The 13,459-nt window shown below is 68.0% G+C and carries 11 protein-coding genes; 6 read left to right on the top strand and 5 right to left on the bottom strand.

The features are described from left to right. The 3 genes from RIE32_01265 to RIE32_01255 form a co-directional block, all read right to left on the bottom strand. On the bottom strand, window positions 1–633 hold the full coding sequence (locus tag RIE32_01265) for a hypothetical protein (protein MEQ9094873.1): 633 nt from the start codon (window positions 631–633) through the stop codon (window positions 1–3). Between the two features lie 204 nt (window positions 634–837). Next, a complete protein-coding gene (locus tag RIE32_01260) occupies window positions 838–1,359 on the bottom strand; it encodes a hypothetical protein (GenBank protein MEQ9094872.1) in 522 nt (173 codons plus the stop codon). Between the two features lie 162 nt (window positions 1,360–1,521). Next, window positions 1,522–3,438, bottom strand: a complete 1,917-nt coding sequence (locus RIE32_01255; GenBank protein MEQ9094871.1) for a M28 family peptidase — start codon at window positions 3,436–3,438, stop codon at window positions 1,522–1,524. Between the two features lie 97 nt (window positions 3,439–3,535). Here RIE32_01255 and RIE32_01250 point away from each other — a divergent pair, with 97 nt between their 5' ends. The 5 genes from RIE32_01250 to RIE32_01230 are packed head-to-tail and all read left to right on the top strand — an operon-like array spanning window position 3,536 to window position 9,146. Continuing rightward, the gene (locus RIE32_01250; protein MEQ9094870.1) at window positions 3,536–4,852 is read left to right on the top strand and encodes a hypothetical protein; all 1,317 of its coding nucleotides are present in this window, start codon (window positions 3,536–3,538) and stop codon (window positions 4,850–4,852) included. A gap of 35 nt (window positions 4,853–4,887) precedes the next feature. Next, complete coding sequence (locus RIE32_01245; protein ID MEQ9094869.1) at window positions 4,888–5,574, top strand: ABC transporter ATP-binding protein; 687 nt, start codon at window positions 4,888–4,890, stop codon at window positions 5,572–5,574. After that, window positions 5,571–6,743, top strand: a complete 1,173-nt coding sequence (locus tag RIE32_01240; protein ID MEQ9094868.1) for a hypothetical protein — start codon at window positions 5,571–5,573, stop codon at window positions 6,741–6,743. Before RIE32_01245 ends, RIE32_01240 begins: the two co-directional genes overlap by 4 nt. A gap of 33 nt (window positions 6,744–6,776) precedes the next feature. Beyond that, on the top strand, window positions 6,777–7,865 hold the full coding sequence (locus tag RIE32_01235) for a zinc ABC transporter substrate-binding protein (GenBank protein ID MEQ9094867.1): 1,089 nt from the start codon (window positions 6,777–6,779) through the stop codon (window positions 7,863–7,865). A gap of 18 nt (window positions 7,866–7,883) precedes the next feature. Beyond that, window positions 7,884–9,146: a PQQ-dependent sugar dehydrogenase gene (locus tag RIE32_01230; GenBank protein MEQ9094866.1), complete on the top strand. Its 1,263-nt coding sequence runs from the start codon at window positions 7,884–7,886 to the stop codon at window positions 9,144–9,146. Between the two features lie 7 nt (window positions 9,147–9,153). Here RIE32_01230 and RIE32_01225 read toward each other — a convergent pair whose 3' ends face one another. Continuing rightward, complete coding sequence (locus RIE32_01225) at window positions 9,154–10,761, bottom strand: GC-type dockerin domain-anchored protein (protein ID MEQ9094865.1); 1,608 nt, start codon at window positions 10,759–10,761, stop codon at window positions 9,154–9,156. Window positions 10,762–10,957: 196 nt separating this feature from the next. Beyond that, window positions 10,958–12,184: a 6-phosphofructokinase gene (locus RIE32_01220; protein ID MEQ9094864.1), complete on the bottom strand. Its 1,227-nt coding sequence runs from the start codon at window positions 12,182–12,184 to the stop codon at window positions 10,958–10,960. Between the two features lie 88 nt (window positions 12,185–12,272). Here RIE32_01220 and mnmA point away from each other — a divergent pair, with 88 nt between their 5' ends. Next, complete coding sequence (gene mnmA / locus RIE32_01215; protein MEQ9094863.1) at window positions 12,273–13,451, top strand: tRNA 2-thiouridine(34) synthase MnmA; 1,179 nt, start codon at window positions 12,273–12,275, stop codon at window positions 13,449–13,451. Window positions 13,452–13,459 lie beyond the last annotated feature (8 nt).

Raw genomic sequence — 13,459 nt, 5'->3', positions numbered from 1 at the left:
TCAGCGACGACGGCGAAGGCCGACCACCAGGAGGCCAGCGCCCGCGAGCGCACCGGCGCCAGGCAGCGGCACCGCGACCAGGAAGCCCCCGCCGGGCACCTTGTCCGAGCCGCCATCGGCCAGGCCGCGGAAGCGGGCAACGAAGCCCGGGTTATCCAGCGAGCCGAGGAAGTCGGCGGCCGAGATCGTCGCGGCCGTCGCCGAGGTGATGCTGAACACGAACATGCCGCTCTCGCCCACGGCCAGACCGCCGCTCGGATTGCCGCCGCCGAGGAAGCTCCCAGCCAGTGCAGCGCCCCCGTCGAACATGCCGAACGGCGCGCCCGACTCGGCCCCGGTGCTCAGGAACGTAGACGGGTTGGCCGAGTTGAGGCCCGTTCCCGTGAGGGCGTCGGCCCGGAACAGGAAACCCGTCAGGAAGCCGCCGACGGACGCGGGCGTGTCGTTGGTCAACGAGACCTTGAGTTCGCCCGTCGTACCGCTGATGAAGTTGTACTCGAGCGAGCCCGAATAGGTCGCGCCCGTCTGTTCGGTGCTGGCCGACACGACGCCCTGGATAGCAACCGAATCCGCCGATGCAACGGCTGCACCGAGGCCGACCACGGCCACAGCGAATACCTCTCTCTTCAACATCGCGATCTCTCCCTCTCTCACTCTCACGTTGTGCGGAAGTCCCTAGAAGCGTACACCGATTCGTTCAAGAAGCACGCATCGGATGCACATGAAAATCGACCGAACGGCAAACAGCCCCTCGGTCGACGTGGTTATGGGGATCTTGGTATGGTTACCGGGCCTTGAAAGCACGAAGCGGACGTCGCTGGCGCAACCCCGCGAGGCTCAACGCCGGCGGCGGCGAATCGCCACGAAGGCCAACCCACCGGCGGCCAACGCCCCCGCTCCGGGCAGGGGCACCGCCACCTGGAACGATCCCTCTGATGGCTGGACCTTCGGCGCGCCGGCCGCGGGCCCGATGCGCAGGTCGGAGACCAGGTAGGGCTGCAGGCTGCCGAGGCGGTCCACCGGCGTGAACGCGCCCGGCGCATCGTCCGGCCCATCGCCGAAGCCGCCCGCGTGAATGGTCAGGCCCGGGCCGCGCGACGCGATGTGGCTCGGCCCGGCGAACGCTAGGAACTGCAGCCCCTCCACGCTCCCATGCGACATCACCGTGCGAGATTCACGCATCGGCGGCGCCACGGGCGAAGGACCGGCCACGTTGGCGATGAAGTCGTGGAACCAGTTGAGCGACACGTCCCCGAAGCGACTGTCCTGATCGGGCAGCGCCACGGGATCGGCCATCGCCAATGGAGCCCAAAGGGTCGCCGCGGCAAGAACACCAAGCGTCATGGCGTTTTTCTGCATCGTTGAAACTCCCTCTTGCTTTGTACAAACGGAACGCGAGATGCGCTCACCATACAACAAATCCGGACAGGAACTGTCCGGATGAGTGGGGTTTCACCATGTCTCGGGAAAATCGCTAGAACGCGCGGGTTTCAACGTGAGAAGCGTTTCATGCAAACCGCGTCAACGGCCCGCCAGCGTGACCTCCAAGGTGATCTCTTCTTCACCCCGCTTTACGCCAATGTTCACGGTGTCGTCGGCGCTGTGCCGAGCCAGCAGCCGGCGCCACGCGTCGGCGTCGGTCAGCTTCTGACCATCCCACCGAACGAGCCGATCACCGGCACGAAGGCCCGCGGCCGAAGCGGGCGAATCGTCGGCGATCTCGGCCAGCACCACGCCATCGCCCTCGGCGTCGCTGTCGACCACGACGCCCACGTACACGCTGACCGCGGGCTGGTTGGCCTCGGCCTGCTCGCGCTGGCGGCGCTGCTCTTCGGGGCTCACGAAGCGGAACCGCTCGGGGCGAACCGCCGCGTCGGCCACGATGTTCTCGTACAGGTGCACCGTCTTCACGGCGCCCACGCGGTTGATCTTCCAGACCGTGTCCGCCGGGGTGTGGTAGTCGGCGTGGAAGTCGGCGATGATCGAGAACAACACCGGGATGCCCGCCCGATAGAACGGCGTATGGTCGCTGGCCCCGCTCATGGTCTCGGGCACCACGATCTCCAGCCCGCTGTCGGCAAAGTACGGCTCGATGAACTCGCTCAGCCCTTCGCCCGTGAACCCGCCGGCCATCAGCAGACGCTCGTTGCTGACACGACCGATCATGTCCCAGTTGCACATCAGCATGTGGTCCTCGACCGGAGCGATCGGGTTACGCGTGTAATACGCCGACCCGTTCAGGCCGCTCTCCTCGGCGTCGAAGCCCACGATGAGGATCGAGCGACGCGGGCGATCATCGCCCTCCAGCCGGCGGCCGAGCCGGTCGGCCAGAAGCAGCAGACCCGCCGTACCCGACGCGTTGTCGTCGGCACCCGGGTGCAGTTCGCCCGGCCCCGAGCGCGAGCCGAAGTAGCCCATGCCCAGGTGGTCGAGGTGGGCGCCCACGACGATCCACTCGTCGGCCAGGTCGCCCACGCCCTTGATCACGCCGCCCACGTTCTCGGCCATCAGGCTCTTGCGTTCGGCCAGGCCATCAAGCTCGAGTTCGAAGCCCAGCGCCTTCGAAGAGGCGTCGTTGTCGGCGTGGCGGCGGAGTTCGAGCATGGTCATGTCGCTGCCCATGGCCTTGAGCATCCGATCGCCCGCGTCGTGCGAGAGCATCATTACCGGAACGCTGGCCTGGGCGGCGCCCTGGAAGCGAGCCAGACGCTCGGCCCGGTTGTCCGACGCGCCGGGCGGGTTGATGATCACGATGCCAGCCGGGTTGCGCTCGGCCACGTTGCCGATCTTGTTGCGAAAGCCCGCCCGGCCGCTCCAGCCGCGACGGCCCTCGTTCCACTTGCTGTTGCCGTCCTCGTCCATGGGCTCGAAGCGGAACAACACCGCGATCTTGCCCTCGAGCGATTCGACGCCTTCGAAGTTGTTGTAGCCATCGGGCCCGTCGTCCATGCCGTAGCCCACGAACACGGCCTCGCCCGACACGGTGCCGTTCTGGCCCATGCCGGTGAGCATGAAGTCATTCTCGGCTTCCAACTCAATGCGCTTGTCACCCATCGAGGCCGACATCGACTCCCGCTCCACCGTCCACGTACCCGAAAGCGGGAACGGCTGGCGGTAGCTGGCAAACCCGTTGCCGTCCTCGTCCTCGAAAGCCGGCGTCAGCCCCGCCTCGCGGAAGTAGTGCTCGATGTAATCCTTGGCCCGCTCGGCGCCCTCCGAGCCGGGGACGCGGCCCTGCATGTAGGGACTCGCGAGCGTCGAGATGTGCACGTCGAAGGTGCGAACGTCTTCGGGCATCTTCGAGAGCACGTCGGCGATGGGCGAACCCTGAACGCTCTGGACGCTGTTTTCGTCGTTGCGGTCGGTCAGTCCCCACGCCGAGCAGGCGGCGGCCAGGGCAAGGAGGACGGCGGGCGTGCGGAGGTGCTTGGTCTGCATGGATCGGGTTCCTTTCGCCCCAGGGAGATGCGCGGGGGTTCCCGCCACGTCAGGGCTCGACGGATGCAATATAGATGTCCTGCCGTACCATCGTTGCGTGCGGACATCCCCAACCCATGCCCTGTTGACCCTGCTCTGCTGCCTCGTTTTGGCCGGCGGGGCTCATGCGCATCCCCAAGATGGTCCCCACGCCGACCTGCGACTGGCCATCGATGGGCAGGGGGTGACCTTCCAGATCGGCCTGAATCTCGCTTTTATGGACGAGGCCGTCCCCATCCAGCGCGAGGCCCTCGACCAGATCGCCGCCATCGAGGCACAGGCCCTCGAGCAGGCCATGCGTGATTACGTGGCCACCCAGGTCGTCATCGAGATCGACGGCGTCATCATCGAGCCCGACGTCCAGCAATACCACTTCTACGACAAACCCGAGCCCTGGATGATCGGCGTGTTCCCGAAGTATGGAGCCCGGGCCCTCATCCGCTGCGCCATGACCGTCCGCTACGCCGCCGACGATCCCCAGATCGTCAAGGTGACCTGGCCCACGTACCCGCGCGATCGGGTCGCCGCCGAACTCGAGGGCCTCACCGGGCCCGATGGCGGGGCGCCGTTCATGGTGCTCGAATCCCTCGTTCAGACCTCTGACGGCACCGTCGACATCAAGCCCTTCAGCCGGGCGAAGCCCACCATCGAGTGGCACGCCGACGAATCGGGCGACTCGCGCTACGCCAGCGTGCCCCCCGTGCCGACGCCAAGCGAGCCGCTTCGGCTTTCTCTGCTGGGCGTCGTGCTGCTGCTGCTGGGCCTTCGCGCCGCCATCGTGGTGCACAAGAAGCACGGCGTGCTCCCGGCAACCGCCACGCTGCTGGCCGCCATCGGCTCGGGCGCCGCCGCCGCCGTGCTCTTGCCTTTGCTTGCCGTTCCCGTTCCCGGCACGGGTGGTCGACTGCCCCTGCCGGGCAACGACCAGGCCGCGGCCATCTTCGAGCCGTTGCACGAGAACCTCTATAAGGCCTTCGACTACGGCAACGAGGGCGAGATCTACGACGCGCTGGAACGCTCGATCAGCGGCCCCCTGCTCAAGTCACTGTACACGCAGGTCTACAACTCGCTCGTCCAGGCCGAGCAGGGCGGCATGCTGGGCATCGTGACCGGCGTCGAGCCCATCAACCTCGAGGTCCAGTCCATTGCCACCGACGAACAAGGCCGGGCCCGCATCGACGTGATGCACCGCTGGAACGTTGAGGGCACGGTCTACCACTGGGGCCATAGCCACACACGCGTCCACGAATACGAGGCCATCTACACGCTCGCCGGGCTCGAACAGGGCTGGCGCATCGTGGGGCAGAAGATGCTCGAGCAGCGTCGGGTGGATGATGACGGGCTGCCGGAATCGCCCGATCGTCAATCGTTCTGACGGTGACGCACCACTGAAGGAGTGCCCCAGAACCAGTGGCCGACGTTCTGCTGAAAGCAACGAACCTGCAGCACGCCTTCGACCAATCCGAAGGCCCGCTATTCGAATTGCCCGAGTTCACTGTCTACCCGCGCCATCATACCGCCGTTGTCGGCCCCAGCGGCTGCGGCAAGACCACGCTGTTGCGCCTGCTCACCGGCATCCTGACCCCCACCGCCGGCACGATCGAACTCGACGGCCACCGCCTCGACGAACTGGCCGAACCCCGTCGGCGCGCGGTTCGCATCGCCACCGTCGGCTTCGTTTTCCAGCGGTTCGCCCTGCTCGACTATTGCACGGCGATGGAGAACATCCTGCTCCCCCTGCGCCTGCACGGGTCGGTCACGCTCGATGCCGAGGCCCGCGACCGCGCCCATGAACTTGCGACGCGCGCCGGCATTGCGCACACGCTCAGGCGACGGCCCGATCGCCTCAGCCAGGGCGAACAACAGCGCGTCGCCATCTGCCGGGCGCTCATCACGAGCCCGAAGCTGATCGCCTGCGACGAGCCGACGGGAAACCTCGACCCCGCCCGCGCCGCGTCGATCATGGACCTGATCTTGGAGCAAGCCGAGCACACCGGGGCCACCGTGTTGCTCGTCACCCACGACCACGCGCTGCTGCCCCGATTCGAGCACGTGCTCGACATGGGCACGCTGGCCATAGAGGCCGCCACCGCATGAAGCTGCTGCCGCTCATATGGTGGCACGCCTGGCGGCACCGTGGGCGGTCTTTCCTGCTCGTCGGGTGCGTCGCGATCGCCTTGCTCGTGCCGCTGCTCAGCCGATCGCTCGCGGCTCGCTTCGAGAGCGCCCAGCGCGAGCGGGCCGCGATGGCGCCTTTGGTCGTCGGCGCCAAGGGCGGCCGCTTCGATCTGGTCCTCGCGTCGCTCTACTTCCGCCCGGCCCCGCTCGACCCCGTGCCGTTCAGCATGTTCGAGCGGCTGGCCGATGATCCGCTCGCGACCGCCGTACCGATCCACGCGCGCTTCACCGCGTCGGGCGACCCGATCGTCGCCACCGACATCGGCTACTTCCAGCGTTCGGCCGTGCCATTGCCGCTGTCCGAGGGCCGGCTCTTTGCGCGCATGGGCGAGGCCGTCGTCGGCTCGGCCGTCGCTGCCCGCCACGGCCTGACGCCCGGCGCATCCATCTTCAGCGACGTGACCGAGACATACGACATCACCAAGCCGCCCTCGCTCAAGCTCGACGTCGTCGGCGTGCTGGCCCCCACGGGCACCAGCGACGATGAAGCACTCTTCGTTGACCTGGAGACCGCCTGGCTGCTCGAGGGCTTCGCCCACGGCCACGACGATGCGCAGCAGGTCGAGCGCCCCGATCTGGTCATTGCCAGAAGGGACGGCCAGGTCGCGCTCAGCGAGGCGCTACGGACATACCAGGAAGTGACCGAAGCCAATGCGCCCAGCTTCCACATCCATGGCTCGCGCGACGACTTCCCGCTGACCGCCGTTCTGTTGTACCCCAGAGACGCCCGTGCCGCGACCATCCTCACCGCGCGACTCAACGCCCGCGACGACGCGCAGGCCATCGAGCCCAGCGCGGTGGTCGATGACCTCATCGCCTTCGTCGTGCGCCTGCGGCTGGTCTTCGACGCCATCTCGGTCGTGCTGGCGGCCAGCACCGCCGCCCTCATCGCGCTCATCGCCATGCTGGGGTACCGACTGCGGGCCGACGAGCTCCGCACGCTGGCCGACATGGGCGCTTCCAGGTCTGCCGCCGCCGTGCTGGTGGGCGGGGAGTTGCTGTGCCTGGTGCTCCTGGGCGTCGCACTGGCCATCGCCGTCGCGTGGCCGACGATACTCTTCGCAAGCCGCGCATCGGCGTTCGTATGATCCGCGAACCGGCACGAGAAGGAGAGCCTCCCCATGCGCACGCGCATCGCAATGCCCGCCACCTTGCCCACCACGCTGACCGCCGCGCTGCTGGTCGCCATCGCCGGCTTGGCCATGCCAGGCTGCAAGGAACAACCCGCGGCGGGCACCGGCCAATCGAGCCCGGCGACCAACAGCGAGGTGCTGACCACCTTCTACCCCACCGCCTACTTCGCAGGCCGCATCGCCGGCGGGCTCGTCACCGTCCGCAGCCCGCTGCCGGCCGACGAAGACCCGATCTTCTGGCAGCCGGGGGCCGATGAGATGGTGCAGTTCCAGAATGCCCGGCTGGTCATCACCAACGGCGCCGAGTTCGAGAAGTGGGTCGCCCGTGCCCCGCTGCCCCGCGCCCGCACCGTCGCGAGCCTGAGCGACGAAGACCTCGAAACCACCGGCGGGCCCATCACCATGGAAACCACCAGCCACAGCCACGGCCCCGCGGGCGAGCACACCCACGAGGGACTCGACGGGCACACCTGGGTGAGCCCCGACATCGCCATCGTGCAGGCAAGGAACATCGCCGACGCCATGAAGACCGCGTGGCCCGAGCACGCCGAGGCGTTCGAGACCAACCTCGCGTCGCTCGTCGAAGACCTCGAGATGCTCCGCGTCTCGCTGAACGACCTCACGCCCCTCGTTGGCGAGCATCGCCTGCTCGCCAGCCACCCCGCGTACAACTACCTCGCCCGCGATCTGGGCTGGGACGTCACCAACCTCGACCTCGACCCCGAGAGCGAGGACGTGCAGACCGTCGTTGACGCCGTGCACGACGCGTTGCACCACCACGAGGACCACTCGCACGATCACGAGCATGGTGAGGACCACGGCCACGACCATGCGCACGACGAGGGCGAAGGCGAACATGACCATGACCACGAGCACTCGCACGGCGACAAGCCCGTGATCCTGCTGTGGGAGGGCGAGCCGACCGAGGCCATCCGTGCCGCGCTCAGCGACGAGCTGGGCGTCACCAGCGTCCTCTTCAGCCCCGCCGAGGGCCAGCCCGACCCCACGACCGATGGGGACTACATGGACGTGATGCGGGCCAATCTGGATGCCCTTCGCGAGGCGCTGGGGGGCTAGCCCCCCGTATCGTCCCGCATGCTGCGAACCGCCACGCTCGTCGTCGTCGCCCTGGCCCTCCCCGCGTGCGGCCAGCGCGCCGAGCTGCCGACCTCGGGGCCCGCGCCGATCTATTCGGACAGCGAGGAAGACAGCCCGCAGGCCGCCGGCTACCGCACCGAGACGGTCATCGAGGGGCTGAACCGACCCTGGGCCATGGCCTGGCTGCCCGATGGCTCGATGCTCATCACCGAGCGCGGTGGCCGCGTCGTGTTCGTCGACGCGGCGCAGTTCGCCGAGGACAGCCCGTTCGTCGTCACGCCTGAAGAAGTCGAGGGTGCGCCCGAGTCGAGGCGGCTGGGCCAGGGCGGCATGATGGACGTCTCGCTCCACCCGGACTTCGAGACCAACGGCCTCGTCTACTTCACCCACGCGACCGGCGACGGCCGCGCGAACCGCACGGTGCTCTCGCGCGGCACGCTCGTCATCGAGACCGGCGACGAGGACGACGTCCCGGGAACCCAGCTCTTGAAGTCTGCGCGATTGGAGAACGTCGAAGAGCTCTTCCGCGTCACGCCCGACAAGCCCGGCGGCCAGCACTTCGGCTCGCGCCTGGTCTGGCTGCCCGACGGCACGCTGCTGATGTCCGTCGGCGACGGCGGCAACCCGCCAACACGCGTCGGCGGCAGGCTCGCCCGCGACAACCCGCAGTTCCTCGACAACGCGTGGGGCAAGGTGCTCCGCCTCAACGACGACGGCACCGCGCCCGACGACAATCCCTTCAGTGATCGTGAGGACGTCGGCAGGTTCATCTACACCTACGGCCACCGCAACATCCAGGGCATGGTGCTCGACCCGGCCACCGGCACCGTCTGGGCCACCGAGCACGGCGCCCTGGGCGGCGACGAGCTCAACCGCATCACCCCCGGCGCCAACTACGGCTGGCCCGAGGCGACCTACAGCATCCACTACAACGGCAACCAGATCAGCGAGCACGTGACCAGGGAGGGCATGGCCGACCCGGTCTGCGTCTGGACGCCCGTGCTGGCCGCGTGCGGGCTGGCGTTCTATACGGGCGACAAGTTCCCGGATTGGCAGGGCGACCTCTTCGCCGGCGGCCTGGTCAGCCGCCAGGTCCGCCGCGTGATGCTCGATGGCGAGGGCGAGGCCGTCGAGGTCGAGGGCAACCAGACCCTCCCCTTCGACGCCCGCATCCGCGACGTCCGCCAGGGCCCCGACGGCTCCCTCTACGTCCTCACCGACGAGCGCGATGGCAAGCTGATCCGGATCGTACCGGAGTAGGGGCGCCCTACGGACAACCCGTATTGAAAGCGTTCTGGAATGCGAGAAAGTCGTACAGCGTCAACACGCCATCGCGATCGATGTCTGCACGCGCATCGCCCAGCTCGTACAGGCTCTGGAACTCCAGGAAGTCATGCACGTCGAGTACGCCATCGCCGTTGAGATCGATGGGGCACGACCGGCCGAACAGCACGTACGCCTGCTGGCTTGCGAGCTCGACGAACGCCATGTCGCCGCGCCCGTCGCCGTTGACGTCGCCGACGAATGACACCGAGAATCCGGCAAAGCCGCCGTTGAGTCCTCCGAGGATCCGCAGCCCGTTCTGGCCGTCGAGATCCGCGATGTTCAAGACTGCCGGCGCCAGGGGCCTGCGGACGCCATCGCCACCGAAGATGACCGAGACCTCACCGGAGTCATTCCATGCCCGGGTGGCGAACGGAGCGCCCACCAGGATATCGGAGAGCCCGTCGCCGTTCAGGTCGCCGCCTCCGTCCAGGCCGATACCGCTGAAGTCGCGACGCTGGACGCCGTGGATGCGAAACCCGTTGCGTCCATCGAGCTGATCGGGCGCCAGCGTCGGCGGGAACGGATCGTCGGCGGGCCGACCGTAGATGACGTAGGTCTCGCCGGACTGACGGAAGGCCCCATAGCCCGCCTCGGTCGCCGAGATGGCGAAGTCGCTCATGCCGTCGCCGTTGAAGTCTCCGATGCCCGACACCGCGTACCCACATCGATGCTCGGCGCCCTCTCCGCGAAAGGTGACGACCGAATCGAGTTCTGCCAGCGGGATGGCGTGGGGCCAGTGCTCGCGACCGAAGACGAGCGTCGCCACACCGACCTGGGGGAGCAGATCGACATTGCGCTGCGGAGCCCCGATCACGAAGTCGTCGAGGCCATCCCCGTTGGCGTCGCCGACCCCCGCGACCGACAGGCCCGCGATCTCCCTGGGGATGCCATCGAACCGACACCCCTGCCCGGGCCCGAGGTCTGCCACCGAGAGGATCGCCGGAAACGGATCCGGGTCATCCGTTGTGCGGCCAAAGATGAGATAGGTCCGGCCCGCGACGTCCTCGCCGTAGCTTGTCACCAGGACGTCGTCGACACCGTCGATGTTGGGATCTCCCGCCCGGGCGATGTCCAGGCCGAGCTTGGCAAACGCAAGATCGCCGTCGAGCCTGAAGCCGGTAGAACCGTCGAGCCCGTCCAGCGAAAACCGCTCGGGGAAGGGGTGCCCCATCGAACCGGACCGTCCGAACACGACGTACACGGATCCGGCGCCCGCCAGGCCGTCCGGATCTGCCGAGCGCGCCGAGATGGCCAGATCATCAAGGCCGTCGCCGTTGATGTCTCCGACCCCTTCAACGCGCCGGCCGGTGTAGTCGCCCTGATCGATGCCATCGAGAAACAGGGCTTCTCCGGGCAACCTGTCTATGAGATCGAACTCGGCTGGAAACAACCGGTCGCGGGCCCGACCGAAGACAACGACGACGCGCCCGACTTGGGGCATGCCTCCGACGTACGCGCGAGGCAGGCCCATGGCGAAGTCGTCAAAACCATCGCCGTTGAGGTCTCCGATGCCCGTCAGCCTCCTCGGCGGCACGCCGAACGACGTCATGCACTGTACGACGAAACCGCCAGCGGAGGGCACATCACCAACGGCGATCGTGCCCGGAAACGGAGACACAAGCGGATCTTCTTGCGCGATCGATCCCGGTACCAAATAGACAAACGGCGACGCAAGCAGGCACCATCGCGATCGGAGGGAGGTTGCGTTCAGCACTTCATCTCGATTATCGCCAACCTCCGTCCGATCACTCCAACAACTCAAACGGCGGCAACGCCCCCAGCAGCGGCCGCACGTAGTGCAGGAACGACTCGCTCACGTCGTTGTGGCCCCGGATGTACGCCTCGGGTAGGTGCCGCGTCTTGGCGGCCACGTCTTCGAGCTTCTGCACGCCCGTGCGGCACTGGTAGGCCTCGTTGGGGCCGACCCGGCTGGTGCGCTCCAGGGTGATCGAGATGCCCGCGTGGCCTTGCGCGGCCAGCTCGGCCGCGGCGACACCGACCATGCGGGCCTCGCGGGCGTCGACCGGGCTGGCGTCGGGGTAGCAGCGCTGGAGGTAGCCCAGCGTGTCGGCCCGCACGCGCGGGGGCTTGCCGCCCTCGGGGGCGAGCTTGGCCTTGAGCAGGCTGGAGAGTTGGTCGCCCAGCGCGCCCGAGCCGGAGAGTTGGACGTTGCCGTGGGCGTCCTTCTCTTCGCCCATCAAGAGCGCCCCGATGGCCACGCCGTCCTTGTCCTGGATGCCCTCGCTGACGGCGATGTGGCAGCGGCCCAGCTTGTCGTAGACACTCGCGACGTCCTGCACGAAGCGGTCGGTGATGAATGGGACCTCGGGCACGTAGACCAGGTGCGGGCCGGCGTGCTCCTCTTGCCGGGCGGCGGCGGCGGCGGCGGTCAGGAAGCCCGCGTGGCGGCCCATGACGATGTTGATCTTGATGCCCGGCAGCGCGGCGTTGTCCATGCCGTCGGCCATGTGCGCGAGCGCGACGAATCTCGCGGCGCTGGCGTAGCCGGGCGTGTGGTCGTTGCCCACCAGGTCGTTGTCGACCGTCTTGGGCACGTGGATGCAGCGCAGGTCGTAGTCGGCGGCCTTGGCGGCCTCGCTGACGATGCGGCAGGTGTCGCTGCTGTCGTTGCCGCCGATGTAGAAGAAGTAGCGGGCGTCGATCTCCCGGCAGCTCTCGAAGATCCGCTGGCAGTAGGCGGCGTCGGGCTTGTCGCGCGTGCTGCCCAGGGCCGCGCTGGGGGTGTGGGCGACGCGATCGAGCATGTCGGCCGAGAGGTCGGTCATGTCGGTCAGGCGGCCCTCGGTCAGCCCGCGGACGCCGTTGCGCATGCCCAGGACCTTCGTGACGTGGCCGCTCTTGTGCAGGCCCTGCCGCAGGCCCAGGGCGACGCCGACGAGGCTCTGGTTGATGACCGCCGTCGGCCCGCCCGATTGCCCGATGACCGCGGTTCCCTTGGGAAGATCCGACATACCCCGCCTCCTGCTGCTGCTCGAAAAGGGCCCGAAAGAGGCGGATTGTTGGCCCGGGGTCGCGCCGGGGCGGCTTCTACAATGATCCGTGCCCATCGAGATTCCCGATCACGTCCTGAACGCCATTCCCCCCGCCGCCGGCCGCAAGGCCCTGGTGGCGATGTCGGGGGGCGTTGATTCGTCCGTCGCCGCCGCGGCCATGGTGCGGGCAGGATGGGACGTGGTGGGCTGCTTCATGCGGCTGGGTTCGCCCGACGAAGCGCTCGGCGGCGACACGAAGATCGGCCACCGCGGCTGCTGTTCGATCAACGACGCCCAGGACGCTCGCTTGGTCGCCGCCGACCTGGGCATCCCGCTCTACGTCTGCAACTTCAAGGACGACTTCGGGCGCATCATCGACTACTTCGTCGACGCCTACGCCAAGGGCCGCACGCCGAACCCGTGCGTGCGTTGCAATGACTGGTTGAAGTTCGGCAAGCTGCACTCGTACGCCAGGAGCGTGGGCGCCTCGGTCGTCGTCAGCGGCCATTACGCCCGCATCCACCGGACGGGACCCGAACCCCGCTTCATGCGTGGGCGAGACCACGCCAAGGACCAGAGCTACGTGCTCTTCGGCGCGCCCCGCGAGCGGCTGGCCGAGATGGTCCTGCCAATCGGCGAATTCGAGGACAAGCAGGAAGTCCGCGACGCCGCCAGCGCCCTTGGCCTCAACGTCGCCAGCAAGCCCGACAGCCAGGAGATCTGCTTCGTGCCTGACGACGACTACGCCGGGCTGGTCGAGCGGCGGCGGCCCGAGCTGGTGGGCGCGGGCTCGGTGCTCACCATCGACGGCAAGCCACTGGGCCAGCACGGCGGGCAGCACCGCTATACCGTGGGCCAGCGCCGCGGCCTGGGCATCGCCGCCGCCGAACCGTTGTACGTGGTCTCGAAGGATCCAAAGAGCAACACCGTTACCGTCGGCGGCGCCGAAGCGTTGCACTGCGGTTCGGTTGACGTCGGCGAGGCCAACTGGCTGGCCCCGCCCCCCCAAGACGGCGAGCGCGTGCTCGTCCGCTACAGGGCCCACGGCAGCGAATGCCTGGCCACGATCGCCCACCTGGCCGACGGGGACCGCCCCACGCCGTCGGGCCGTCGCGGCCGGTTCGCTCTGGCCTTCGACGAGCCCCAGCGTGCCATCGCCCCCGGCCAGGCCGCCGTGTTGTTCAGCTCGGCCGAACCCGACCTGGTGCTGGGTGGGGGTTGGATCGAAGCCGCTGAGCCGGCTTGAACCCGTTT

This window comes from Phycisphaerales bacterium, from assembly GCA_040221175.1.
Lineage (GTDB): Bacteria > Planctomycetota > Phycisphaerae > Phycisphaerales > UBA1924 > JAHCJI01.
The sequence above is the reverse complement of the archived record's forward strand: the minus strand, read 5'-3'. Positions and strand labels throughout refer to the sequence as shown.

Bases quoted from the DNA above. Each gene is read 5' to 3' on its own strand.
- RIE32_01265 (MEQ9094873.1), bottom strand. From the start codon at position 633: ATGTTGAAGAGAGAGGTATTCGCTGTGGCCGTGGTCGGCCTCGGTGCA.
- RIE32_01230 (MEQ9094866.1), top strand. From the start codon at position 7,884: ATGCTGCGAACCGCCACGCTCGTCGTCGTCGCCCTGGCCCTCCCCGCG.
- RIE32_01220 (MEQ9094864.1), bottom strand. From the start codon at position 12,184: ATGTCGGATCTTCCCAAGGGAACCGCGGTCATCGGGCAATCGGGCGGG.
- RIE32_01260 (MEQ9094872.1), bottom strand. From the start codon at position 1,359: ATGCAGAAAAACGCCATGACGCTTGGTGTTCTTGCCGCGGCGACCCTT.
- RIE32_01225 (MEQ9094865.1), bottom strand. From the start codon at position 10,761: ATGACGTCGTTCGGCGTGCCGCCGAGGAGGCTGACGGGCATCGGAGAC.
- RIE32_01255 (MEQ9094871.1), bottom strand. From the start codon at position 3,438: ATGCAGACCAAGCACCTCCGCACGCCCGCCGTCCTCCTTGCCCTGGCC.
- RIE32_01240 (MEQ9094868.1), top strand. From the start codon at position 5,571: ATGAAGCTGCTGCCGCTCATATGGTGGCACGCCTGGCGGCACCGTGGG.
- RIE32_01235 (MEQ9094867.1), top strand. From the start codon at position 6,777: ATGCGCACGCGCATCGCAATGCCCGCCACCTTGCCCACCACGCTGACC.